Raw genomic sequence first — 24,546 nt, 5'->3', positions numbered from 1 at the left:
TATTAGAGTGAAACTCATGGCGCACCAATTTGACGTTGTTGATTCCGAGATTGTTCTCGAGGCACCTATTATCGCGGTTCGTCGCGATCAGGTGCGAATGCCGGGTGGGAATGTGTCCGCCCGCGAGATCGTGGAGCATTTCGGCGCTGTTGCGGTCGTTGCCGCAGATGATGATAACCGCCTCTACCTGCTGAATCAGTGGCGGCAGGCGGCAGGGAAGCGCCTGGTAGAGTTGCCGGCCGGGCTTCTCGATGTCGCGGACGAGGACCCACTGGAGGCCGCCAAGCGTGAGCTGGTCGAGGAAGCCGGACTGGAGGCCGAGTCCTGGTCCCTGCTTACCGATATGTTCAGCTCGCCCGGCTTCGCAGAGGAAGCGGTCCGGATTTATCTGGCCAGGGGTCTCCGTGCCGTCGATAAGCCGGAAGCCCACGATGAGGAAGCGGACATGACTGCGTCGTGGGTTCCGGTGGATGAGGCGGTGGCGATGGCGCTGCGCGGAGAGGTCCTCAACGGCATCGCGCTGTCCGGCATTCTGCTCGCGGCGGAGGTGCTGCTGCGGGGTGCGACGCCGCGCTCGGTCGCGGAGCCGTTCGAGATTCGGCCGACGGCTCTGGCGAAGCGCCGGACGGAGCAGCTCGGCGCCGGCGCGGACCTGAAACGTATCCGATGAGTTCGATCGATCCGCTTGTCGACGCCTTCGTGACCTACCTCGCGGTGGAAAAGGGCCTGTCAGCGAATACGCTCGCCAGTTATAAGCGCGACTTAGAGAAGTACCGCACCTATCTGCGGGAGATTGGGCGCACGGAATTGGCACAGGTCACCGAGCAGGATGTGTCAGAGTTCCTGGCGTATCTCGCGCGGGGAGATAAATCGGCGGGTAGGCCGGCACTTGCCCCGACCTCGGTGGCGCGGTCGCTGTCGGCCGTGCGGAGCTTCCACAAGTTCGCGGTGGGTGAGGGCGCGTTGGGCGTGGATGTCGCCAAGCGGGTGGCGCCGCCGAAACAGCCCTCGCGGTATCCGAAGGCGCTCAGCATTGATGAGGTCACCCGGCTTATCGAGTCCATCCCCGACGATGAGACCGCCGACGTGACGGATTTGCGCAACCGAGCGCTGGTGGAGTTTCTGTACTCGACAGGTGCGCGCGTTTCCGAGGTCACCGGCCTGGATATCGATGACGTGGACCGCGAAACCAACCTCGTGCTGCTGCGTGGCAAGGGCGGCAAGGAACGCATCGTGCCCGTGGGATCGCCGGCCATGGCGGCGCTGGATGCGTGGCTGACACGCGGGCGGCCGAGCTGGGTGCGGGCGAACTCCGGGCCGGCGCTGTTTATTAACTCGCTGGGGCGCAGGCTGTCTCGGCAGTCGGCGGGAAATACGCTGGCGGAGCTAGGCGAGCGCGCCGGGCTGAGCGTGAAAATCTCCCCGCACACCCTGCGCCACAGTTTCGGCACACACCTCATTGAGGGCGGTGCCGATGTGCGCGTGGTCCAAGAGCTGCTGGGGCACGCCTCGGTGACGACGACCCAGATCTACACCATGATTACCGCGGAGAATATGCGACGAGTCTGGGCGGGGGCTCACCCACGGGCTGAATACTCGCGGTAATATGTGGCGGTAATATATCGCGCAGTAGAATTGATGAGAAATCTTCAAGGAAGAGGGATTGACTGTGGCTGAAGAAGGGTTGTTTGAGGCCGATCGAGTTGAACTCGGTCTCACCGGTCGTCCGGCACGTGAGCTGCCGGAACCCGCACCCCTGAACAGTCATGGCCCCGCAGTCATCCTGGCAATGTGTAACCAGAAGGGCGGCGTGGGTAAGACCACCTCGACTATTAACCTGGGCGCGGCACTGGCGGAGTTTGGCCGTAAAGTCCTGCTCGTTGACTTGGACCCGCAAGGCGCACTATCCGCCGGTCTTGGTGTTCCCCATGAGGAACTCGACCTGACGGTCTACAACCTCATCGTCGACGACACCACCGATGTCCGCGATGCCATTCATCACACCAAGGTCTCCGGCCTGGACCTCGTTCCGGCCAACATCGACCTGTCGGCTGCGGAGATTCAGCTTGTCAACGAAGTCGGCCGCGAGCAGGCCCTCGGACGCGCGCTGCGCCCAGTGATGAATGACTACGACTTCATCATCATTGACTGCCAGCCGTCGCTAGGCCTGCTGACCGTCAATGCGCTGACCATCTCCGAGGGCGTCATCATCCCGATGGTGGCGGAGTATTTCTCCCTGCGCGGTCTGGCACTGCTCACCGACACGGTGGCCAAGGTCCGCGACCGCCTGAACTTCAACCTGGAGGTCTCCGGCATCCTGGTCACCATGTTCGACCGCAGGACCCGCCACGCCAAGGAAGTCATGGAGCGCCTCATCGAGGTCTTCGGCGACAAGGTCTTCGACACGGTCATCACCCGTACCGTCCGCTTCCCGGAAACCTCCGTCGCCGGCGAGCCCATCACCACCTGGGCGCCGAACACCCCAGCTGCGGCGCAGTATCGCAACCTGGCCCGCGAGGTCATCGAGCGCAAAGGCCGCAAATAATAGGTGACTTCCCCGGATAGTTACACTCCCGAACCGTCGTCAAGCGAGGGCGTGCAGGAAGAGATCACCGGCTTCCGCGTCGCGCTCGCGAACTTCAACGGGCCCTTCGACCTGCTGCTCCAGCTGATCAGCAGCAAAAAGATGGACGTCACCGAGGTCGCGCTGGCGGCGGTGACGGACGAGTTCATCTCGTACACGCGCAGCCTCGACGCAGTCAGCGACCTCGACGAAATCACCGAATTCCTCGTCGTGGCAGCGACGCTGCTCGACCTCAAGACCGCACGACTTCTGCCGCGTGGCGACGTCGACAGCGAAGAAGACCTCGAACTGCTAGAAGCACGCGACCTGCTGTTCGCCCGACTGCTGCAGTACCAGGCGTACGGCAAGGTGGCCGACCAGTTCGAGGAGTGGCAAAAGACCGCGCCGCGGCGCTATCCGCGAGCTGTGGGGCCGGACAAGCAGTTCGAGGAGCTGTTGCCGCCCGTGCGCCTGGGCATGACGCTCGGGGAGTTCGCCGAGTTTGCGGCCGTCGTGATGCGGCCGAAGCCGCCGGAGGAAGTCGGCGTCGGGCACATCCACGGTGTGCCCGTGTCCGTGCCGGAGCAGGCGGGCAAAATTCTGGACTCGCTGCGGCTGGCCGGCGAGGGGACCTGGTTGACGTTTACGCAGCTGACCTCGGAGTGCCGCGTGTCCATGGAAGTTGTCGGACGGTTCCTGGCGCTACTGGAGCTCTACCGAGCCAAGGCGATCGGTGTGGAGCAGGAGGAAGCGCTGGAGGAAATCCACGTGGCCTGGACCGGGCTCGACGTGGACCCGGCCGTCGTGGCGGCGGCGAACTGGGAGTAGGTGGCTGTTGATCTGTGCTGGCTGTTGGGCTCGGTCGGGCTCGGGCGGGCGTGGGCTTGGTCGGGCTTGGTTGGGCTGGGGCTGAGTTGGGGCCCAGCTAATTAGCGGCCACTAATTAGCGCCCGGCGCGGGAGGTTGCGTAATCTGACGCGCATGAGCGAAACCAGTTCCGCACCATCCGAGCAGGCCACGGAGTCTGCGTCTGCTTCTCCGGCGCAGTTGCCACCCATTGACCCGTTGCGAGCAGGCGTGGAGTCGATTCTGCTTGTGGTCGATACGCCGGTGGCGGCGGAGGATATGGCGCGGGCGCTGGATGTTTCCGCAAGCGATATCCGTGACGTGCTTCGCGAAATCGAGTACGAATACCGTGCGCGCCGCAGCGGCATTGAGCTGCGTGAAACGGATGAGGGCTGGCGCTTCTACACGGCTCCCGCGCACGCCAGCGCGGTGGAGCGCTTCTTGCTGGATGGCTCGCAGTCGAAGCTCTCACGTGCAGCTATGGAGACGCTGGCAGTGGTGGCGTACCGGCAGCCGGCCACGCGTGCGCAGGTCTCCGGTGTGCGCGGCGTCAATGTTGATGGTGTGATGCGCACGCTGGTCGCGCGCGGGCTGATTGCCGAGTCGGGAGAGGACCCGGCCACCGGTGCGCATTTGTACGTTACGACGACGCTGTTCCTGGAGCTTTTGGGGATTGATTCGCTGGATCAGCTGCCTGATTTGGCTCCGCTGTTGCCTGAGGTCGACTTGATTGACGAACCGCTGGACTAGGCAGGGCTTGGGGTGGTGGCTAGGCGAGCCACTCCGTTTTAGATTCACTTCACGGTTATCGATCCACTTCACGACACGCGTGTCACCTCATGCCACCTCCAAAGCTGCCACGAGGTGACATGGGTGTCGTGAAGTCGCGTTTAGGGGCTGCTCACTGCCGCTCGCTGCGCACTACGGGTCTTTGCCCCCTGCTGCGCCCACCGCACGCCCTGTGGATAACTCCCGAAAACTGCAAACTATCCACAGCCAACGCCAAATCGACGCCTCCTGACCCTCCGCGTGTGTCAAAAAATGAGAACGTAGCACTCGCAAACACACAAACACGCAAACACTCGCACCGCCCAGCACACACCACCCACCGACCAGCAGTTGCCTGGACCTCAGGAGCGCAATCCGATGCCGCAGTGGATCTACGACGCCGACGACATCATCCGTACCGGCCAGCAGTGCGAATGCGCCCGTCCCAGCACCTTCGCAATTTCCCGAATCGGCCAGCACTCCGACCGTGATCTCCACCGGCGAGCCAAAAGCGGCAGCCTTCTGTGGCTCGCGCATGGCGCGTACGTGCCCGTCGACAGGTGGCTCGCCTTACACAGCACCGAACGCTACGTTCTGGAAATCAAAGCGCTCATTCATCGCGGCACCGCCACCGTAATCACCCGCGATGCTGCCGCTGCCCTCCATGGTTTACCTCTACTGACGCATGGCACTCCCATCGCGATAGCCAACTCCGGCCGCACGCGTGGGCAATTGCGAAGCACACCGCATGGCCCATATCGGCCACACAACCGCCTCCTCCGCGTCTCGGGCCGCATTTTCCCCGAGGACATTGTGGAAGTCGATGGCCGCCTCGTCACCGATGTCCCAAAGTCCGTCATCGATGTCTGCCGTTCTCGCACCCCGCATAATGCACTAGTGCTTGCCGACGCCGCCCTCCAGCGCCACACCGATACCGAGGAACTGTTGGCCACGTTGGCTGCGTATCCCCGTGCTCCGGGAAATGCACAGGCCAGGAGGTTGTTGCGGCAAGCGACAGCGTTGTCGGAAAGCATTGGGGAATCGCTCACTAAAGAAGCAATCGTCCAGGCGGGGCTAGCTTCTGTCGACGATTCTCGGGCTCCGTTGCTTCAGCAGGTTTCCTTTCGGGATGATCGTGGCTTCATCGCACGCGTGGACTTCTACCTGCCCGAACTTGGGCTGGTCGTCGAGTTCGATGGCCGTATGAAATACACCGACGGTGGGGTTGCGGACACGCAGGTGGCAATCGCAAAGGAGCTGGAGCGCGAAAAGCGCCTGAAGAATCTCGGGCTGAATGTCATCCGGATTGTCTGGTCACAGCTTTTCGACGGCTCCGCAGTAGCCACCTTGAGGCAAACGGCCGCGGAAATCCGACGTCACCTGGCAAATGGCGGGAACCGCTACAACGGTAACTACGTCTTCGCTCGGCCGCCCATCACGATCACAGGAAAGGCGGCTGAGCTGGCTATGCGTCGCCGACAGGTGTGGAGCCAAGCGGGACGGTTGTACTAGCTGGCTGGCTTATCGGGTTTAGCCCCCTGCCGGTGCCGCTGCCGCGCCCGGCCCCCCTGCCGCTGCCGCGCCCGGCCCCCCTGCCGCTGCCGCGCCCGGCCCGCTGCCGCTGCCCTCGAGCCCAAAATTTCACTTCACGACACCCCTGTCACCTCATGCCACCTCCACAGCTGCCACGAGGTGACATGGGTGTCGTAAAGTCGCTGAGACTGTCTGTAATCCTTGCGAAAAGTCCCAAACGCCAACCCCGAACAGTGTTCAAGTCTGGCGCTGTACAGGTACTATGCTTGAGTATCATGACAGCCTCGGAAACCACCCAGCCGCTTGTACCGTCGTCTGCACCAGCATCCGCGAAGTCGCCTACACCGCAGCCAACGCAAGCATCCGCCGCCGACCTCGCAGCCTTCGACGCCGACCACATCTGGCACCCATACGGCCCCATCCCGTCACCGGTCGCGCCCAAACTGGTCGAGTCCGCCGAAGGCGTCAACCTCCACCTAGCAGACGGCCGCACCCTGATCGATGGCATGAGCAGCTGGTGGGCCGCATGCCACGGCCACTCGCACCCGAAGCTGGTCGCAGCCGCGAAGAAGCAGGCCACCACCATGTCGCACGTCATGTTCGGCGGACTGACACACCGCCCGGCTATTGAGCTGGCGGAGAAACTCTTGAAGCTCGCGGGCCCCGGCTTCGATGCCATCTTCTACTCGGACTCTGGCTCGGTCTCCGTCGAGGTGGCGATCAAAATGGCGTTGCAGTATCAGCAGGCCAAAGGCCATCCCGAGCGCACCCGCCTGGCCACCTGGCGCAGCGGCTATCACGGCGACACCCGCGCGCCCATGACCGTCTGCGACCCCGAGGGCGGCATGCATTCGCTGTGGACGGGCCAGTGGACTCCGCAGGTCTTCGCCGACAAGCCACCCGCCCGCGGCGCAACCGAAGAGGAACGCGCACATTATCTCGCGCACTTCGATTCGCTTATCGACGACTCCGTCGCCGGCATCATCGTAGAACCAGTAGTCCAAGGAGCTGGTGGCATGCGGTTCCATGACCATGAGCTGCTTGTGGGGCTCCGGAAGCTGTGTGACAAGCACGGTATTCTCCTCATTGCGGATGAGATTGCCACCGGCTTCGGCCGTGCTGGTGATCTGTTCACGACGCAGGCGGCCGGGATTGTGCCGGATATTATGTGTGTCGGTAAGGCGCTGACCGGCGGCTTCATGAGCTTCGCAGCCACCCTCACTACCGCCGACGTAGCCCGCACCATTTCCAGTGGGCCAGGCGGAGGCATCATGCACGGTCCGACCTTCATGGGCAACCCCTTGGCCTGTGCGGTGGCCTGCGCGCAGCTCGACCTGATTGCAGAAGGGCAGTGGCGTGAGGATGTCCCGCGCATCGAGTCCCGACTCCGCGACCAGCTCCAGCCCCTAGCCGGCAGCGATGCCGTGGCCGATGTTCGTGTCCTCGGTGCTATCGGTGTCGTGGAGATGCAGCGTCCAGTGGATATGGGCCTGGCTACCGCAGCGGCTGTTGATGCCGGGGTGTGGCTGCGCCCATTCGGCAAGCTGGTCTACACCATGCCGCCGTATATCAGCACCAATGACGAGGTCGACCGTATCTGCGAGGCCATCGCCGCCATCGTCGCCGCGGAGGAAAAACGTAGGTAGTGCAGCGAAGCAGCACAACAAGAAGCGCAATCGGCACGACGACCAACCGCGCAGCAAGGCAACACAACAGCGTCACAACAAGAAGCACAACCAACACACCACCACAAGCAGAAGGAGCATCATCCACCATGAGCATCGTCCTTGTCACCGGCACCGGTACCGATATTGGAAAGACCATCGGCACGGCAGCCCTGGCGGCGGCACTACGCGGGGAGGGCAAGGAGGTGCACGTCGTCAAGCCAATTCAGACCGGCTTCCCGGGCCCAAATGGCGGCGATTTGGACACTGTCGCGGGGCTGACGGGGATCGACAACCTGCATGGTTTCGAGCGTTACCCCGAGCCGATGGCGCCGGTGGCGGCGGCGCAGCGCGCGGGCATGCGACTGCCGAAGGCCACGGAAATTGCGGAGAAGGTCAAGCTTATCGACGGGCCGAACCGCGTTGTCCTCGTGGAGGGCGCGGGCGGGCTGCTAGTGAGGCTCGGCGAGGACTGGGCGCTGCCGGAGCTGGCGGCGTTGCTGCCGGGGAGCCAGATGGTGGTCGTGACGCGGTTGGACCTGGGGTGCCTGAACGAGGCCGAGCTCACCGTCGAGGTGGCGCGGGGCCGTGGGGTCAATGTCACGGCGCTGGTGGGCGGTTCGCTGCCGGCGGAGGTCGATCCGATCATCGAGACGAACCTGGAAGAACTGCCACGCATCACCGGGGTGCCACTGCTGGGGTCGGTGCAGGCGGGAGCGGGCACGCTGGGTCAGCAGGAGTTTGTGTCGAAAGCTACGCAGTGGCTGCCGGGCGTGCGAGAGTGGGCCGCAGCGCTGTAGGGGAGCCGCAGCGCTTTAATGGGCGCTCTTGCGGCGCCTCGAAGTAGAGGCCGCGCGGGACGTCGTTAAGCTGGCGTTTTGCGAGAAACGTGCTAAGGTGACTAGACGACAAGGCGCGAGGCTTTCTCTGTAATTCTCTTTATTAACCTGCTTCCACCGGCCATTTTGGGCCCACGGGGGAGAGAACAGCGTCGCCTGGCGCTGACGTTCTAACAAACAGAACATTCTCCAACGCTTGAAAAGGATGTAGGTCAAGTGGCTAAACCCGCTCGCCGAGAAGGCACACCGGCACACAAGAACCGTAAGAATCACTCCAACCGCGCACACGGCTCCACTAACGCCCAGCGCAATCGCAGCCGTCGTGACAGCGGCGCGAAGATGGAGACCTCCAACGTCCACGCGAAGGACATCTACGTATCCAACGCCCGCCCGGCGCGCCACCAGCACGTGGACTCCGACCGTCGTAGCTCGGGCAAGCGCGCTCACAGCCAAGCAGGTGAGGGCGTGCGCCTGCAGAAGGTGCTCGCGCAGGCAGGCGTGGCGTCGCGTCGCATGGCGGAAAAGCTTATCGACGAAGGCCGCGTCGAGGTCGACGGCAAGATTGTGACGCGACAGGGCGTACGGGTGGATCCAAACACATCTGTGATTCGCGTTGATGGTTCCCGCGTCATCGTCAATGAGGACATGCAGTACTTCGTCCTGAACAAGCCGCGTGGTGTGCAGTCGACCATGCACGATGACATGGGCCGTCCGTGTGTGGGCGACATCATCGGTGAGAAGATCAGCGCTGGTCAGCGACTCTTCCACGTTGGTCGTCTGGATGCGCCCACCGAAGGGCTGCTGCTGCTCACCAACGATGGTGAGTTGGCCAACCGTCTGATGCACCCAAGCTACGAGGTCACCAAGACCTACATGGCCACTGTTGTCGGTGAGGTCGACCCCAAGGTCATGCGTGAGCTGGAAAAGGGCATTGAGCTTGATGATGGCATCGCCAAGGCGGACATGGCGCAGATTATCGACGTTTGGCAGGGTCGCTCTATCGTCCGCATCGAGCTGCACGAGGGCCGCAAACACATCGTGCGCCGGATGCTCAAGACCGCGGGTTACCCGGTCGAGCGCCTGGTGCGCACTAAGATTCACACTGTCCAGCTGGGCGAGCAGACTCCGGGCGCTCTCCGCGCACTCAACCGCGCTGAGCTGACCTCTCTCTACAACGCGGTGGGGCTGTAAATGGCACTAGTGAAGAAGAACGAAGAAAACCACGGAGTGGAACAACAAGGAGCTGAAGGAGCCCACATGAGTGAGCAGAACACTGACGACATGCTGTTGGTTGCCATCGATGGCCCTTCCGGCACTGGCAAGTCGACTGTCTCTCGGATGGTCGCAACCGAGCTGGGTGCAAAGTACCTGGATACCGGCGCGATGTACCGCGTGGCCACCCTGTGGGTGCTGCGCCAGGGCATTGACCCGACTGACGAGGAAGCCGTGGCCAAGGCGACGGCCGCCCTGCCACTGGAAGTCTCCGATGACCCGAACTCCACCGCTGTCCTCCTCGACGGCGAGGATGTCTCCGGCGAGATCCGCGGCCCGGAGGTGACCCGCAACGTGTCGGCTGTCTCCGCGATTCCGGCCGTGCGTACCAACCTGGTCGCGCTCCAGCGCTCGCTGGCCGCATCTGCGGTGCGCTGTGTGGTGGAGGGCCGCGACATCGGCACGGTTGTTCTTCCGGACGTTCCGGCGAAAATCTTCATGACCGCCTCCGCCGAGGTTCGCGCCCACCGCCGCTACGACCAGGACATTGCTGCTGGTCGTGAGGCTGACTTCGACACCGTGCTTGCCGACGTCATCCGCCGCGACGAACTAGACAGCAACCGTGCGACCTCTCCGCTGAAGCCAGCCGAGGATGCGTTCATTCTAGACACCTCCGAGATGGACATCGAAGAGGTCGTGGAAAACGTCCTCGATGTTGTTGAGGCGGGATACCCGGGGTCCACCATGGACTGGGACGATGTCGACAACGAAGAGTTCGAGGGCTCCTACCAGGACTACGAGAACTACGAGGACGACACCGCCGGACACCTGGTCGCAAACGTGGAGACCGAAAACGCGCCGGGCACCGCAGGCAGCCACACCAGCGCAGACGAGTTCATCGACCGCACGATTGCCGACCACGAGACGATTATCTCCGAAGCGATCGAGCGCGCCGAAACCGGCCAGATTGACGATGACGCCGACTGGGAAGAGCTGGAAAACGCATTCGCAGCACTTGGCGTGAGCGACGAGGAGGAAGAAGCCCTTCCGACCGTGGCCATTGTGGGACGACCGAATGTTGGTAAGTCCACCATGGTTAACAGGTTCATTGGCCGTCGTGAAGCAGTTGTCGAAGACTTCCCGGGCGTGACTCGCGACCGCATCTCCTACCTGGGAGAATGGGGCGGACGTCGCTTCTGGGTGCAGGACACCGGCGGCTGGGATCCGGACGCCAAGGGCATGCACGCGGCGATTGCTCGTCAGGCGGAGACCGCCATGGAGACCGCCGATGTGATTGTCATGGTCGTTGACACCACCGTCGGCATCACCGCCACGGAAGAGGTTATGGCCCGCCGTCTGCAGCGCGCGGAGCAGCCGGTTATTCTCGCCGCCAACAAGTTTGAGTCGGATTCGCAGCTTGGCGACGTCGCGGAGTTCTGGGCCCTCGGGCTCGGCGAGCCGCACCCAACCTCGGCCCTCCACGGTCGTGGCAATGCCGACGTGATGGACGAAGTCGTGGCCTCCTTCCCGGAGGTGCCGCGTGCGAAGTCGCTGCCGACCGGGCCGCGTCGCGTGGCGCTGGTGGGCAAGCCGAATGTGGGCAAGTCCTCGCTGCTGAACAAACTCTCCGGTGAAGATCGCGCAGTAGTCAGCGACGTGGCCGGTACTACGGTTGATCCGGTGGACTCGCTGGTGCAGATGAACGACACGCTGTGGCGCTTCGTGGATACCGCGGGTATCCGCAAGAAGACCAAGACCGCCAAGGGCCACGAGTTCTACGCTTCGCTGCGTACTCGTTCGACCATTGACAACGCCGAGGTTGTGATCTTCCTGGTCGATGCCTCCGAGCAGATCACCGAGCAAGATCAGCGCGTGCTGCGCATGATTCTCGACTCCGGTCGCGCACTTGTGGTGGCCTACAACAAGTGGGACCTCATGGATGAGGACCGCCGCGACCTGCTCGAGCGCGAGATTGAAGAGCAACTGGCACATGTGCCGTGGGCTCGTCGGGTGAATATCTCCGCCAAGACCGGGCGTGCTGTGCAGAAGCTGGAGCCGGCAATGCTGGAGGCTGTGGAGTCGTGGGATAAGCGCATCTCCACTGGTCGCTTGAACACTTGGTTGCGTGCGATTATGCAGCAGAACCCGCCACCGCTGCGTGGTGGTCGACAGTCGCGCGTGCTGTTTGCCACCCAGGCGTCCTCGCGCCCGCCGGTGATTGTGCTGTTCACAACCGGCTTCCTGGAGCACGGCTACCGTCGCTTCCTGGAGCGCAAGCTGCGTGAAGAATTCGGATTCGAGGGCTCGCCAGTGCGCATCGCGGTGCGTGTCCGCGAAAAGAAGAAGCGTCGGTAGGAAGCTGCTAGGAAGCGCCGCTGGGACGTGCTTTTAAGCCCTGCTAGTCGCCCGAACTGAGCTGAGAAAAGCCCAAAATGTGATTTAGGCAATTGCATTTTGGGCTTTTCGTTGGCATTTTGGAGTTTTAGGAAATTAGCGATAAGGAGAACTGACAATGGTCAGGCGCGGCAACAACCGTGACGGCTCTCAGCACGACGGCCGAGACAACAGCTACGGACGCGATTCCTCAAGCTCATACGGCGATGACTCCGCGACTCGCTACATTCCGCGGGGCGAGGGACATCGCGGGTACAACCCAGATGCCGACTTTGCGGGCGAGCAACCGACCGAATACTTCGGTGGCGACTCCTCTGAGACGCAATTCCTCCAGCGTGGCGGTGAAACACGATTTGATAACCCGCGAGGTGCCGGTGTCGGCTCAGGCGCGGGTGCCGGGGCGCAAGGTGCTGGCGCACAGGGCAGTGGCCAGTACTGGGCGCCGCTGTCTGAAGAAGAGCGCGGCTATAGTCAGGCGAGCCAGCAGGCAGGTCAGACCCAGCAGTACGCTGCAGGTGGTGCAGGTGTCGCAGGCGGTTACGGCGACCCGAACAACGGCAACAACCGCGGTAATAACCGCGACAACCGCGGTAACGATGACTCCAAGAAGGGCTGGGGTAAGCCTGTCGCCATCGTGGCCATTGCCGCGATGGTGGCCGTAGTCGCGCTGGTAGCCCTGGTTTTGTCCTTCACTTCGGGAACCGAGGACAAAAACGACAATACGGCGGAGCCGACGCAGGAGACGTCGTCAAGCCCGACGCCGACGACAACCTCGCCGGAGGAAACCACGACAAGCCCTACCGATCGTTTGGACCCGTCGGGCACGATTAACGACACCCGTGAGCGCCTTGAGCAGGAGCTGGATCAACTTCGCGAGTCGCCACCAGCTATCCCTGGGCCCGGTGAGCGCAGTAGCGGCTGGGGTACTATCCCGCAGGGTGTGGTGGGCAAGAGCCCGGCCTCGGTCGAGGTGGAGCTGCGTACCAACGGCTACCAGAACGTGACCGTCGTCGACGCAGAGGGAAACCAGACCAATTCTGTGGCCGCGATCATGGGCAAGGTTGCCTCGATCGATCCACCGGAGGGACAGATGGCGGAGACATCCACGCCTGTGACCATCTACCTGCAGTAATGCGATAGGTAGGGCATGCGTCAGGGGCGATTTCCGCCAGCAAACACCAATGATGTAACCTATAGCTCGTTGCACTTTCGTGCACACGGGCTGTAGCGCAGTTTGGTAGCGCACCTCACTGGGGGTGAGGGGGTCGTCGGTTCAAATCCGGTCAGCCCGACAAAAATAACCGCCGCCTTCTGGAAGATTCCGGGAGGCGGCGGTTTTTGTTTACGGCTATTGCTTACGGTTTGTTTGCCGTCTATCGCACCGCACTAGCGCACAATCGCACTAGCGCACGACAATGCCGTCAGAGTCCGCGTAGAGCGTCTCGCCCGGAACGAAGTCGATGCCGCCGAAGGAGACAACGACGTCGCGCTCGCCCTCGCCGGTTTTGGTGGACTTGCGCGGGTTGGTGCCAAGCGCCTTGCAGCCGAAGTCCATCTCGCCAATCAGCTTGGAGTCACGAATCGCGCCATTGACGACCACACCAGCCCAGCCATTGTCCTTGCCGAGCCCCGCAATAACGTCACCGACCAGCGCCGTGTGAACAGAAGCGTCACCGTCGATGACAAGCACGCCACCCTCCGACGGTTCGGAGAGGACCTTCTTAAGCAGCGCGTTGTCCTGGAAGCACTTGACCGTGGAGATTTTGCCGCAGAACTCCACGCGACCGCCGAGGTTACGCATCTGAGTATCGCAGGAACGCACGTCCGGGCCGATCTCGTCAACCAGGTCAGCGGTGGGGATGAATTCGATTGCCATGGGGGATTCAAGTCCTTCCGAAAATTGCTCGCATCAAGTGTTAAACCCATTGTTTCAAACTCAAGATGTGACTAAAGACATATGGTGCAAATTCGCTGGCAGCGATTGACACTCCGAAGGTCGGCCCAGATTGATTACTCTGGTGAGTCAGAACGCGCCGACAACCACACGTGCGCAGGAAGGGTAGAAGATGGCTGGGTTTAATTGGTTTTGGAAGGCTCTTAGCGGCAAGCAAGGGCGCAACCAAAAACGCAGCGTAGGGCTGGTGGCACGCGCCGCTGAGCTCGAGCCACAGGTACAGGCGCTTTCCGACGCCGACCTCGCCGACTTCACCCGCCAACACGCCACCGACGCACCGGAGCTTTTAGCCGCGCTCCGCGAAGTCTCCCAGCGCACCCTGTCCATGCGTCCCTTCGATGTGCAGCTGCAAGGCGCACTGGCGCTCATGGAGGGAGACGTCGTCCAGATGGCCACTGGTGAGGGCAAGACCCTCTCCGGCGCCCTGGCTGCAGCAGGGTTCGCGCTGCGCGGCCACCGCGTGCATTCCGTGACCGTCAACGACTACCTCGCAGGCCGCGACGCGCAGTGGATGCAACCGCTGTTCGGGTTCCTAGGGCTCTCGGTGGCGGCTATTTCGCCGCAGGAGGGACCGGGGGAGCGTCGTAAAGCATATGCGGCAGACATCGTCTACGCCGCCGTCAACGAACTCGGCTTCGACGTTCTGCGCGACCGCTGCGCGCCGGCCATCGAAGACCGCGTGCAGTCGCCCGCTGATGTCGCGATCATCGACGAGGCCGACTCCGTGTTGGTGGATGAAGCGCTGGTCCCGCTTGTGCTTGCCGGCAATGAGCCGGGCACCGCACCGACCGGTCAGATCACCGACGTGGTGCGCCGCCTGCAGCTCGGCGACGACTACACCGTCGACGAAGGTCGTCGCAACGTCTTCCTCACCGATACCGGCGCCGCACGCGTCGAACGGCTGCTTGGCATCGGCTCACTGTACGACGCCGAGCACGTCGGCACCACTCTGGTTCAGGTCAACGTTGCGCTGCACGCCCACGAGTTGCTGCAGCGCGATGTCGACTACATCGTGCGCGATGGCAAGGTACAGCTCATCGATGCCTCGAAGGGACGCGTGGCGGAGTTGCAACGCTGGCCGGACGGTCTGCAGGCGGCGGTAGAGGCCAAGGAGGGCCTGCAGGTCTCTGAGGGCGGCCGAATCCTCGACTCCATGACCATCCAGCAACTCGTCGGCCGCTATAACATCACCTGCGGCATGACCGGCACCGCCACCTCCGCAGGAGACCAGTTCCGCGAGTTCTACGGACTCCACGTCTCCGTCATCGAACCCAACGTCCCATGCATCCGCGACGACGAGCCCGACCGCATCTACGCCACCACCGACGACGCGTTCGCCGCGCTTGTCGACGAGGTCGTGGAACTCAACGGCACTGGTCGACCAATACTCGTAGGCACCCGTGACGTGGCCGAATCGGAACGACTGGCCGATGCGCTGGTCCTGCGCGGCATCGAGTCCTCGGTGCTGAACGCAAAAAATGACGAGCTGGAGGCCCAGGTCATCGCCAATGCTGGCGATATTGGCCGTGTTACGGTGTCCACCCAGATGGCCGGACGAGGAACCGACATCCGCCTCGGCGGGGTAGATGAATCCAACCGCGATGCGGTCGTTGAGCGCGGTGGACTATGCGTCATTGGCCTGGGCAAGCACCGCACTGACCGACTGGACAATCAGCTGCGTGGCCGCGCCGGGCGCCAGGGCGATCCGGGCTCGTCGGTGTTCTTTGTCTCCCTGGATGATCCGGTAATTTCCGAAGGCGCTGCTGGCGAGACGCTGAGCGTGCTGCCCGAGGACGATGGCCGCGTTCGCGATAAGAGGGCCTACCAGTTCATTGACCGCGCACAGCGAGTGACAGAGGCGACCATGCTGTCGATTCATGCGACGACGTGGAAGTACAACAAGCTCATCGGTGACCAGCGCGAGATTCTGGATGAGCGCAGGGAGAAACTGCTGACTACTAATGCTGCCTGGGAAGAACTGTCCAAGTTGGCATCGGCGCGGGCGAAGGAAGTCGAAGCCGCAGTCGGGCGCGATGTAGCCGAGGACGCTGCCCGGGAAATTATGCTGAGCCACCTGGATCGCGGATGGTCGGACCACCTGGCAGATCTGGATGACCTGCGGGAGTCGATTCACCTGCGCGCGCTGGCTAAGGAAAGCCCCATTGATGAGTTCCACCGCGCCGCCATCGGCGCCTTTAAGAACCTGGTGAACAATGCCGTTACCGAGTCGGTGCAGACCTTCCAAGAGGTCGAAATCGACAGCGAAGGCGCACATCTAGAGGACACGGGTCTTGCTCGCCCGAGCTCGACGTGGACGTACATGGTCAACGACAACCCATTGAGCAATGGTGGCGGCTCGGTCGTCGGCTCAATTGCAGCGATGTTTAGGTAAGCCGTAACCACAGGTTTGGTAACAATTTGAAAATATTTCTCAGGTGACCGGCCTAGGTACACCCACAGAGAAAGCTCTCAGATGTCGGTATTTACGCATATCAATCATGTTGTACATACCCTGCTGGTGAGCTGCGTCACAACATGGTTGGGATTAGATAACAACACGAAAGCGGTTGGGGCGCTATTATCTAAAAAGTAACGAGTAAATCGCCCAAGGTTATCCCGGAGGGAAAGATATGACTAGCAATAGCGGCCAGCCAGAGGCATCGGTCGAGACCACCTCGGTCTTCCGTGCAGATTTGCTGAAGGAAATGGAGTCCGGCTCTAACACGGACTCCACGGTCTCCGGTGTTGAAGGACTTCCGGCGGGCTCGGCACTCTTGGTTGTCAAGCGGGGGCCAAACGCAGGTTCGCGTTTCCTGCTCGATCAGGCAGTCACCACCGCTGGTCGTCACCCGGACAGCGACATCTTCCTCGATGATGTGACTGTTTCCCGTCGTCACGCAGAGTTCCGCAAGAACGGTGACTCCTACGAGGTCGTCGACGTGGGATCGCTGAACGGTACCTACGTTAACCGCGAGCCGAAGAACTCCGCGGTTCTGGCTAATGGTGACGAGGTTCAGGTCGGTAAGTTCCGCCTCGTCTTCCTGATCGGTAACTAATTCGACATCGGTTAATGTCGACGCCTGTCGGCATTAACCCCTTATTTTTGTAAAGGCTCGGAAAAGACCAGTGGCAGCAGTACGCAAATCAGCAGTTTCGCAGCCGACTTCGTCGGAAAGCACTGCGAAGCAAGCACGCTCGGTGGGCAAGAAGAAGACCATCGGTGCTGTGCTGAAGGAAGTCAAGGTTGAGTTCCCTGATGTAACGCTGTCCAAAATTCGTTTTCTCGAGTCGGAGGGGCTGCTGTGCCCGTCGCGTAGCTCCTCGGGTTATCGTCGCTACAGCCAGGCGGACATTGACCGCCTGCGCTACATTCTCACCGTTCAGCGCGATAACTACTTGCCGCTGAAGGTTATTAAAGAGCAGCTCGACGAAATTGATGCGGGCAACGCTGGCGGCGATGGTCTGGCATCGGTCACTCCACTGGTGACGGCGGATCAGTTCCGCGAAGCCGCAGTGGTCTCGCTGACGCAGGCGGAGCTGGCAGAGCGCACCGGCGCTAGCGAGAAGTTCATCACTGAACTGGTTCGAGTGGGCCTGATTACTCCGGACACGCTGAACATGTTCGATGGCGATGACCTGCTCATCACTGAGACGGCGGTCAAGCTGGCTGAGTTTGGCCTGGATGCCCGCCACCTCAAAACTGTGCGTACCGCTGCGGCCCGTGAGGCAGATTTGGTGTCGCTCGCTGCTAGTCCGCTGAGTAAGTCGCGTGCGGCTAGCGGCAAGCAGAAGGCTGTGGAGATGGGCCGTGAGATGACTGCGCTGATGGTCACGCTGCACGGCACTTTGGTCAAGCGCCAGGTCAACAAGGACCTGGGGAAGTAGTCGGTAGTCCCGCGTAAATAGCGGCTCGCTACAATTATCGCTGTTATGGACGAAAAACTCGTAGAAGTCAAGTTTCTAGACTGGATGGCGCATCCTCCTGAGGACGATCCAGTGCTGCTCCTGCATGCCGAAGAGACCAATCGGATTATCCCGATTTGGATTGATTTGGCGACGGCGACGGAGTACTCCGCCCGTGAGACCGGCGCTACGCAGCGTCGCCCGGGCATGCATGAGGTCTTCGTCGATACGCTGGACATGGTGGGGCAGAGCGCCCTGCGCGGCCAGATTACGGGCGTGCATGAGGGCGTTTTCATCGCCAGCCTGGTGCTCGAAGGTGGCGCAGAGATTGATATGCGGCCCTCCGACCTCATCCTTATCGCTAGCGAGCTTGAGGTTCCGCTGTATGTCCCGCGTGATGTGCTCGACGCCACGTCGGTAGCGGCGCGTCTCGTCGCAACCAATGGCGGTTCGCTTGCCGACGAGTCGGAGACCGACTCCGTCGAGGCATCGGTGTCGGAGTTTGCGGAATTCCTCGACAGCATTGATGCTGACTACTTCGCCGAGCCGCATGGTGATGCGGAGGACAAGAAGTCTGATGGTGAAGCCGACGGTGGCGCCGATTCAGCTTCCGATGGCGACCGTTAAACGTGTGACTGGAGTGAATAACTGGCTACTTTTGGGGTAGTTGTGACGCTTATTTCCTCCGGCGTGTCGCTGAATGACCCCATAAAAGGGGTAACTTTTCGGAAGTTATAGTTTCATCCCGTCCTGCGGTTTTGCTCCCGGGTTGTGCTTGAGCTGGGGAAACTGCGGCTCCAAACTCTAAACCTTAACTTTAGGTTTAGAGATTCGGCGTGTCGTCCTGTGATGTATTGACAGCCGATTAACCTTGGCGAAAGATAAATAACGGCAGTGAAACTACCTCGGGAGAATTTATATGGTCGACGACAACAGCGGTTCGCTCTTTGGCGACAATGAGCTCCGTGCGTCGGACTCGCAAGAGCCGCGCGCGGTCCAGGAATCCCTGTTCGACATGGGGCCGGACGAGCAGGTTGGCTACCGCGTTCCCATCGCGTGTCAGGTAGCGGGCATTTCTTACCGCCAGCTGGACTACTGGGCACGCACCAAGCTGGTGGAGCCTTCTATCCGTACCGCCAAGGGCTCGGGTACCCAGCGTCTGTACTCCTTCCGCGACATCCTCGTTTTGAAGATTGTTCGCGGTCTGCTGGACACCGGTATTTCCCTGCAGAACATCCGTCTGGCTGTCGACCGCCTGCGCGACCTCGGCGTCGATGACCTGGCTACCATCACTCTGGTTTCCGACGGTCGCACCGTCTACCAGTGCCGCTCCAATGAAGAGGTCATCGACCTGCTCAACGGTGGCCAGGGAGTGTTCGGCATTGCTGTCCCGGGCATTATGAAGGAACTGACTGGCACCATCGCCTCCTTCCCGTCTGAGCGTATCGATGGTACTCAGGAGAACCCAGGCACTGGCATCGACGAGCTGGCTGAGCGTCGTCGCCGTCGCATCTCCTAACAGCCAACTATTTGGCTGGATAGCGGCGTTGCTGCTACGGCCGCCGCTCAAATAGCCGAAACAAACTAAACGAAAACCGCCTTCCACAACTGGTTCCGTCTTACCTCTCCCGAGGTTGGACCAGATGGAGGCGGTTTTTTCTGCTTACTCCGTACCGATAGCCGCAGCCAACTGAGAGGCCAGGCCATCGCCGTAGTCAGCCGCAATGCGCAGAGAGCCAGTGGTCATATTTGCCACTTCCTGCAGCTCGGGGCTGGAGCTGTCCCCGTCGGGAAGCACGATGACCTCAATCGTTACCGGGCGGTCCGGGCTAATGAGTTCCTTAATCCTCTCGACAGACTCGGCGGCATCGGCGCCCGAGGCATCGCGACCCGAGGTGAGCACGACGAGACGGTTCGGCTTGTCAGGGGAGTAGGTGTCCCGGGCGGCCTGGTAGGCATCGATAAGCGCTGGCCAGAACTGTGCCTCACCACCGGCCGGAAGTTCGGCCAGCGAACCCTTTACGGCTTCCGCGCCGTTGTTGGCCTCGTCATCGGGCGCGGGAAGTTCCGCGAGGCGGTTCACCTCGGGTGCGAATGTCCACAGGCCGTATCGGCCGCCAGGTGCCGCATCGATAGCGCCGGAAAGTGCCGCAGACAGCGCCCCAACATCGACGCCCTCGGAGGTGTCAGCGAGCAGGAGCGCCGAACCCACCGCAGTTGCGGGCTGTTGCGCGTCCGGCTGCTCCAGTGCTGGCGGCAGCGCAAAAGAATCCGTCTGAATCTGCGAGAGCACTCCAAAGTTCTCCGCTACTTCAGGGCTGAAAGTGCTCTCAGCAGCTTCGCCGTCGGCGCCGTGATCTGCTGCGAAGTTGCGGAAGTCCTCGGCCGCGCGAGCCGTGTTCTCGTCGATTTTGCCGCCGGAGCCAAAGGTGACAACTGGCGCGTGCAACTGGGGTGCGTCCGCAGGGGAGACCAGCTTCAGCCCCTCGCCGGCCATCTGCAGCATGGGCTGGGTTGCGGCCACGCCGTCGAAATCAGCGACGTTCTGGCTGAGCATGGTCAGCAGAGTATTGGAGGTGTAGACCTCACCCAAGCCCGCGCGTTCGCGAGCGACGTCCGGGCCACCGCCAAGTCGAGCACTAATCACGGCCGACAGTGCCGCATCGGAGCCACCTGGGGCGGCCACGCGCAATCCTGCAAGCTCTTCCCAGGTGGCGTTGTTCAGCTGGTCAGCACGATTGGTTGTGAAGGCCACGCCGCTGGCAATCGGCGGCAACCACGTCTTGGGGTTGTTGACCTTGACCTTGTCTGAGTTCTTCGCCTGGTCCACAAAAGAGATATCGGCGGGAATCCAGACTCCCGGAGTCATAATTCCAGTACCGGCTTCACCCGCAGCGGGGTCCTCCGGAGCTCCCTCACCAGCTTCAGCACCGCCAGCCTCAGACAGGGCGTTCACAACCTCCTGCGAGCCCGCCACCGTAATCTGTGGCCGCACACAGAAGTCCCTCACCACGGGATTCGACTCGCCATAGTCCTGCACAAGTTTCTGTGCCGAGCCCACCGCAGCAGGATCAGCGGTCACCACCAGCGTCAGGTCACCCTTCGTACACCGTGCACGGTCAGCATCAATCGACGAATCGTTGCTCTTGCGCAGATTAACCCAGGCAAAAACCGCAGCGACCAAAACAATTACGACCAAGACGGCAATAAAAGGCCCCTTAGCCACTCGATAGTTGTTCTCACCCGAGGCGTGTCGTCCCATGTCGTTCTAGCCCTTTCTATGCTGAGTGTGCTCGGCACTGCCGACTCGCAGCAGACCTCGTCGTAAAGCACAAACGCGCACGTAACTCCTGCCAACTTTACTGCGTGGACAATGCGACATCTACCACTTCGAGAAGACGGCCGCGCAGAACATCGGCACGCGCACTGAGCTCACGCTGGCGGCGGACGTACTCGGCCTTGCCTTCGGGCGTTTCGATGCGAATGGGCGCAAAACCCCAATCCCGCAGATCGTAGGGAGCGGCGCGCATATCCAACTCACGGGCACTGCACGCGAGCTCGAAAGTATCCAGCCACAGGTCGCCGGGGACCGCCTCGCCGAGCTTGGTCGCCCATTTATACAAGTCCATGTTGGCGTGCAGACACCCCATCTGCTCACAGTGCGGCTGTGTCTCGCGCGTCGGGGCAAACTCGTTGAGCGGCACGGCGTCGGGCGTGAAGAAACGGAAGGCGTCGAAGTGCGTACATCGAACCGTGTGGGCCTCGACGACCTCGTCCGTGCCTGCCTGACCCAGCCGCAGTGGCTCCGGATGACGATGCTCCGGCTGGCGATACACCATCGCCCATTCATGCAGGCCAAAGCAGTCAAAGTGCGCCGGATTCGCGCGCGTCGAACGCAACAGATGGCCGATGTACGCCACCGTCTTACCTCGCTTATCGACGTACGCCGAAACATCCATACGCGCCGTCCCCGAGGCGGTATCGGTGGGCTCCTTGCAGGCAGGGCTATCGGTAGTGTCGTCCGTGTCGAGGGTAAAGAACTTCAGGTGACTGATGTCCTTGGCCGTCGCACCGGGAAGATCTACGCCGATGCCCGGTGACCAGCGGCGGAGTTGGCCGGGTTTAACGGGGTAGTACTCGAAGATGAAGTCCCAGACCGGGTGGCGCTGGCCGCGACTGCGACGGGACAGGTGGTCGCGGGTCAGGACATCGACGCGGGCGATATGCCTTGCTTTGGCTTCACGCCAATCGAAAGACGAATCGGGCGTAGGCGTCACTGCTGGCGTCCCTGCGTGCTGCCCGGTCGGGTCCGGGGCTGGTTCACGGTCGAGTGCTGCTTTGGCGCACCGCTGCGACGCGGGGAGACCTCGTGGGTCCAGTCGCGCACGACACCGACCTGCTCCTCGATGAGGTCCTCCAGAGCCACGATGCCGATCTGCTCCGCGCCGGAGAAAGCACCGGTCTTCGGAGCGATGCTTGCCGGGGCGTTTGCGCGCAGGTGCGGCTTTGGCATGCGAGCGCGTACAGCCACTGCCATGTGGGCGCTGTAGCGGCGCATGATGCGCAATCCCTCATCCAGCGTGGCATCGATCGGAATCTCGATCATCGGGCGAATCTCGTCATCGGGGATGGCTGTCTCTGGGCCGGAGGCAGGATCCATGACGCGGTCGAGGACATCTTTCACGTGAACATAGCCGCGGTACTCGTTGGGCTCATTGTTGGCCGCAGCGACGGGGAACCGGGAGAAACCAGTTTCGGTGACCGCCGTCTCTAGATCGCCCACAGTCGGTGCGGTGGGGAGGCGCCGAATCTGCTCGTGCGGAATCAGTACCTCCTCAATGGTGCGCGTGGCCGAAGCCAGTGTGCGACGAAGGCGGACGTGCTCCTCGCTGTCAAGGAGCCCCTCTTGACGAGACTCCGCAATCATCGATGCCAACTCAGTGGAATCGACAGTGGTGTCGAGCTCATCGCGCTGCTCAATGCCGAACAGCTTAAGCGTATGGCGAGCCATCCAGTTAAACAGCAGCAACAGCGGCTTGGTCAGACGGTAGAAGACCATATGAACCGGAATAAGCAGCATGGCCATCGTTTCCGGTCCTGCCAGCGCGATATTCTTCGGCACCATCTCACCGAGCATGATGTGCAGCACTGACACCAGCATCAATGCGATGGCAAAGCTCAGCGGGTGCAGCAGCGACTCCGGAATACCCATCGCCTGGAAGGGAGCTTCCAGCAGATGTGCCAGCGCCGGCTCAGAGACCTTACCCAGCAGTAGCGAGGCAATGGTGATGCCCAGCTGTGCGGCGGCGAGCATCATCGACAGGTGCTCAGAAGCATTGATAACTGTGCGTGCGCGCTTCTTTCCCTGAGCCAGCAGCGCTTCCAAACGGTCACGGCGAGCAGCAATAAGTGAGAACTCCGCGCCCACGAAAAACGCGTTGACCAACAGCAAGAAGAAAGTCAGGAGGATTCCAAACCAGTCACTCATAGGTTGAACATCTCCTTAGCGCGCTCGTTGGTAACAGGGATCAAAATGGCACGGTCCACGCGGCGGTCATCCATCGCTAGAATGCGGGCGTACCAGCGTCCGGCGATACCCGATTCGAACTCGTCCATGAAATCGCGTTCGGTCTCTGGCAGCAGGACGACGTCACCGACCTCCGGGATGCGACCGAGCGCAAACATAATCAAGCCACCGAGCGTTTCGAAGCTACCTTCTGGGGCGAAGTATCCGACCTTGGTCGGCAGCTCGTCGGTACGTACAAGGCCAGAGCAGTTCCAGCCTTCGATCGCGCGTTTGACTTCCTGCTCGGACTCCTTGTCGTCGTACTCATCCCAGACCTCGCCAAGAATTTCCTCGACGACATCCTCGATGGTGACAATGCCAGCGATACCGCCGTACTCGTCCGCGACCAGCGCAATCTGCGAACCGGCCGAACGCACGGCCTCCAGCACGGCATCGCCGTCCAGCGACTGCGGCAGCGTCGGCACAGGCCGTGCAATCTCCCGCATGGTGGTGGTTGAGCGCTTCGCCGCAGGCACCGCAAATGCGTCCTTGACGTGGACAACACCGACAGTGGCATCGAGGTCCCCGTCAGTAATGGGGAAGCGGGAATGCCCCGATTCGATAGCGACAGCCAGCAGATCCAGCGCCGTGTCATCGACATCGAGGGAGGTAATCGTCGACCGCGGCGTCATTAGGTCCTCCGCCGTCGTTTCGCCAAAGCGTAACGACGACTCGAGTACAGCGGCCTTCGACTCATCCAATGCCCCCTGCTCCGCAGAATTGCGCACCAGTGCTTCCAGCTCCTGCGGGGAACGCGCCGAAGCCAACTCATCCGCCGGTTCAATACCGAGCTTGCGCACCAGCCAGTTCGCCGTGGCATTCAGCGAATGGATGAAGTAGTGGAACACCCAGTTAAACGCCATCACCGGACGAGCCGTAACTCGCGCTACTGCCAACGGCTCTGTAATCGCGACATTCTTTGGCACCAATTCGCCGTAGACCATCGACAACATCGTGGCCACAATGAGCGCAAGAATCAGTGCGGTCGGTCCCGCTGCAGACTCGCTGAGCCCCATCCAATGCAACATCGGCGTGAAGTACTGCGCCAGCACCGGTTCCGCGAGGAAACCAGTTGCCAGCGTGGTCAACGTAATGCCCAGCTGTGCACCGGAGAGGTGGAAGGACAGTCGATTATGTGCCTTGTGAACGGCCTCAGCAGGCGCATCCGCTGAACGGGCGCGGTCGGCGTCAATCGTAGACCGCTCCAGTCCCGTCAGCGCGAATTCAAACGCCACAAAGAGACCGGTGCCAGCGGTTAGCGCGATAAATCCGACAACCGCGACAATATTGAGAACAATATCCAC

The 24,546-nt window shown here is 61.6% G+C and carries 21 protein-coding genes and 1 tRNA gene; 17 read left to right on the top strand and 5 right to left on the bottom strand.

The genetic code is table 11. The features are described from left to right. Nucleotides 1-16: 16 nt before the first annotated feature. The 12 genes from CRD20_RS00565 (at nt 17) to CRD20_RS00510 (ending at nt 13,111) form a co-directional block, all read left to right on the top strand. Nucleotides 17-670 carry an NUDIX domain-containing protein gene (locus tag CRD20_RS00565; protein WP_187404649.1) on the top strand — a complete coding sequence of 218 codons (654 nt, stop codon included), beginning with the start codon at nt 17-19 and terminating at the stop codon, nt 668-670. Continuing rightward, nucleotides 667-1,605: a site-specific tyrosine recombinase XerD gene (locus CRD20_RS00560; RefSeq protein WP_187404648.1), complete on the top strand. Its 939-nt coding sequence runs from the start codon at nt 667-669 to the stop codon at nt 1,603-1,605. The genes CRD20_RS00565 and CRD20_RS00560 overlap by 4 nt, the downstream gene beginning before the upstream one ends. A gap of 64 nt (nt 1,606-1,669) precedes the next feature. Next, nucleotides 1,670-2,545, top strand: a complete 876-nt coding sequence (locus tag CRD20_RS00555) for a ParA family protein (protein ID WP_049189940.1) — start codon at nt 1,670-1,672, stop codon at nt 2,543-2,545. A 3-nt stretch (nt 2,546-2,548) separates the two neighbouring features. After that, nucleotides 2,549-3,391 carry a ScpA family protein gene (locus CRD20_RS00550; protein ID WP_172954612.1) on the top strand — a complete coding sequence of 281 codons (843 nt, stop codon included), beginning with the start codon at nt 2,549-2,551 and terminating at the stop codon, nt 3,389-3,391. A gap of 153 nt (nt 3,392-3,544) precedes the next feature. Next, complete coding sequence (scpB, locus tag CRD20_RS00545; protein ID WP_038625570.1) at nt 3,545-4,159, top strand: SMC-Scp complex subunit ScpB; 615 nt, start codon at nt 3,545-3,547, stop codon at nt 4,157-4,159. 396 nt (nt 4,160-4,555) lie between these two features. Continuing rightward, entirely contained in the window at nt 4,556-5,689 is a 1,134-nt protein-coding gene (locus CRD20_RS00540; RefSeq protein WP_187404647.1) for a hypothetical protein, read from the top strand. 296 nt (nt 5,690-5,985) lie between these two features. Next, a complete protein-coding gene (locus CRD20_RS00535) occupies nt 5,986-7,356 on the top strand; it encodes an adenosylmethionine--8-amino-7-oxononanoate transaminase (protein WP_083310539.1) in 1,371 nt (456 codons plus the stop codon). 128 nt (nt 7,357-7,484) lie between these two features. Beyond that, a complete protein-coding gene (gene bioD, locus CRD20_RS00530; RefSeq protein WP_070643541.1) occupies nt 7,485-8,174 on the top strand; it encodes a dethiobiotin synthase in 690 nt (229 codons plus the stop codon). 378 nt (nt 8,175-8,552) lie between these two features. Next, entirely contained in the window at nt 8,553-9,404 is an 852-nt protein-coding gene (locus CRD20_RS00525; RefSeq protein WP_080972844.1) for a pseudouridine synthase, read from the top strand. Between the two features lie 66 nt (nt 9,405-9,470). Next, nucleotides 9,471-11,780 carry a bifunctional cytidylate kinase/GTPase Der gene (gene der / locus CRD20_RS00520; RefSeq protein WP_187404646.1) on the top strand — a complete coding sequence of 770 codons (2,310 nt, stop codon included), beginning with the start codon at nt 9,471-9,473 and terminating at the stop codon, nt 11,778-11,780. A 157-nt stretch (nt 11,781-11,937) separates the two neighbouring features. Continuing rightward, nucleotides 11,938-12,951, top strand: a complete 1,014-nt coding sequence (locus CRD20_RS00515; RefSeq protein ID WP_187404645.1) for a PASTA domain-containing protein — start codon at nt 11,938-11,940, stop codon at nt 12,949-12,951. 86 nt (nt 12,952-13,037) lie between these two features. Continuing rightward, nucleotides 13,038-13,111 (top strand) — tRNA-Pro (locus CRD20_RS00510). Between the two features lie 110 nt (nt 13,112-13,221). On the opposite strand, the gene rraA is transcribed toward CRD20_RS00510, so the two are convergent. Next, complete coding sequence (rraA, locus tag CRD20_RS00505; RefSeq protein ID WP_016422839.1) at nt 13,222-13,695, bottom strand: ribonuclease E activity regulator RraA; 474 nt, start codon at nt 13,693-13,695, stop codon at nt 13,222-13,224. A gap of 190 nt (nt 13,696-13,885) precedes the next feature. On the opposite strand from rraA, the gene secA2 reads away from it, so the two are divergent. From secA2 to CRD20_RS00480, 5 genes are all read left to right on the top strand, one after another. Continuing rightward, the gene (gene secA2, locus CRD20_RS00500) at nt 13,886-16,165 is read left to right on the top strand and encodes an accessory Sec system translocase SecA2 (protein WP_187404644.1); all 2,280 of its coding nucleotides are present in this window, start codon (nt 13,886-13,888) and stop codon (nt 16,163-16,165) included. 238 nt (nt 16,166-16,403) lie between these two features. After that, complete coding sequence (gene odhI, locus CRD20_RS00495) at nt 16,404-16,829, top strand: oxoglutarate dehydrogenase inhibitor Odhl (protein WP_016422837.1); 426 nt, start codon at nt 16,404-16,406, stop codon at nt 16,827-16,829. A gap of 70 nt (nt 16,830-16,899) precedes the next feature. Continuing rightward, complete coding sequence (locus tag CRD20_RS00490) at nt 16,900-17,658, top strand: MerR family transcriptional regulator (protein WP_016422836.1); 759 nt, start codon at nt 16,900-16,902, stop codon at nt 17,656-17,658. 45 nt (nt 17,659-17,703) lie between these two features. After that, complete coding sequence (locus CRD20_RS00485; protein WP_187404643.1) at nt 17,704-18,303, top strand: bifunctional nuclease family protein; 600 nt, start codon at nt 17,704-17,706, stop codon at nt 18,301-18,303. Between the two features lie 388 nt (nt 18,304-18,691). Next, nucleotides 18,692-19,195, top strand: coding sequence for a MerR family transcriptional regulator (locus tag CRD20_RS00480; RefSeq protein ID WP_172620271.1), 504 nt, complete (start codon nt 18,692-18,694; stop codon nt 19,193-19,195). A gap of 144 nt (nt 19,196-19,339) precedes the next feature. On the opposite strand, the gene CRD20_RS00475 is transcribed toward CRD20_RS00480, so the two are convergent. The 4 genes from CRD20_RS00475 to CRD20_RS00460 all read right to left on the bottom strand — a co-directional run bounded on the left by CRD20_RS00475 (nt 19,340) and on the right by CRD20_RS00460 (nt 24,546). After that, the gene (locus CRD20_RS00475) at nt 19,340-20,938 is read right to left on the bottom strand and encodes a hypothetical protein (protein ID WP_187401153.1); all 1,599 of its coding nucleotides are present in this window, start codon (nt 20,936-20,938) and stop codon (nt 19,340-19,342) included. Between the two features lie 97 nt (nt 20,939-21,035). Beyond that, nucleotides 21,036-21,953, bottom strand: a complete 918-nt coding sequence (locus CRD20_RS00470; protein WP_049193549.1) for a hypothetical protein — start codon at nt 21,951-21,953, stop codon at nt 21,036-21,038. Beyond that, nucleotides 21,950-23,164: a hemolysin family protein gene (locus CRD20_RS00465; RefSeq protein ID WP_049193547.1), complete on the bottom strand. Its 1,215-nt coding sequence runs from the start codon at nt 23,162-23,164 to the stop codon at nt 21,950-21,952. Before CRD20_RS00465 ends, CRD20_RS00470 begins: the two co-directional genes overlap by 4 nt. After that, on the bottom strand, nt 23,161-24,546 hold the full coding sequence (locus CRD20_RS00460; RefSeq protein ID WP_016422831.1) for a hemolysin family protein: 1,386 nt from the start codon (nt 24,544-24,546) through the stop codon (nt 23,161-23,163). Before CRD20_RS00460 ends, CRD20_RS00465 begins: the two co-directional genes overlap by 4 nt.

Source organism: Corynebacterium sp. LK33 (assembly GCF_014334955.1).
Lineage (GTDB): Bacteria > Actinomycetota > Actinomycetes > Mycobacteriales > Mycobacteriaceae > Corynebacterium > Corynebacterium jeikeium_D.
This window is presented reverse-complemented; position numbering and strand designations above follow the sequence as displayed.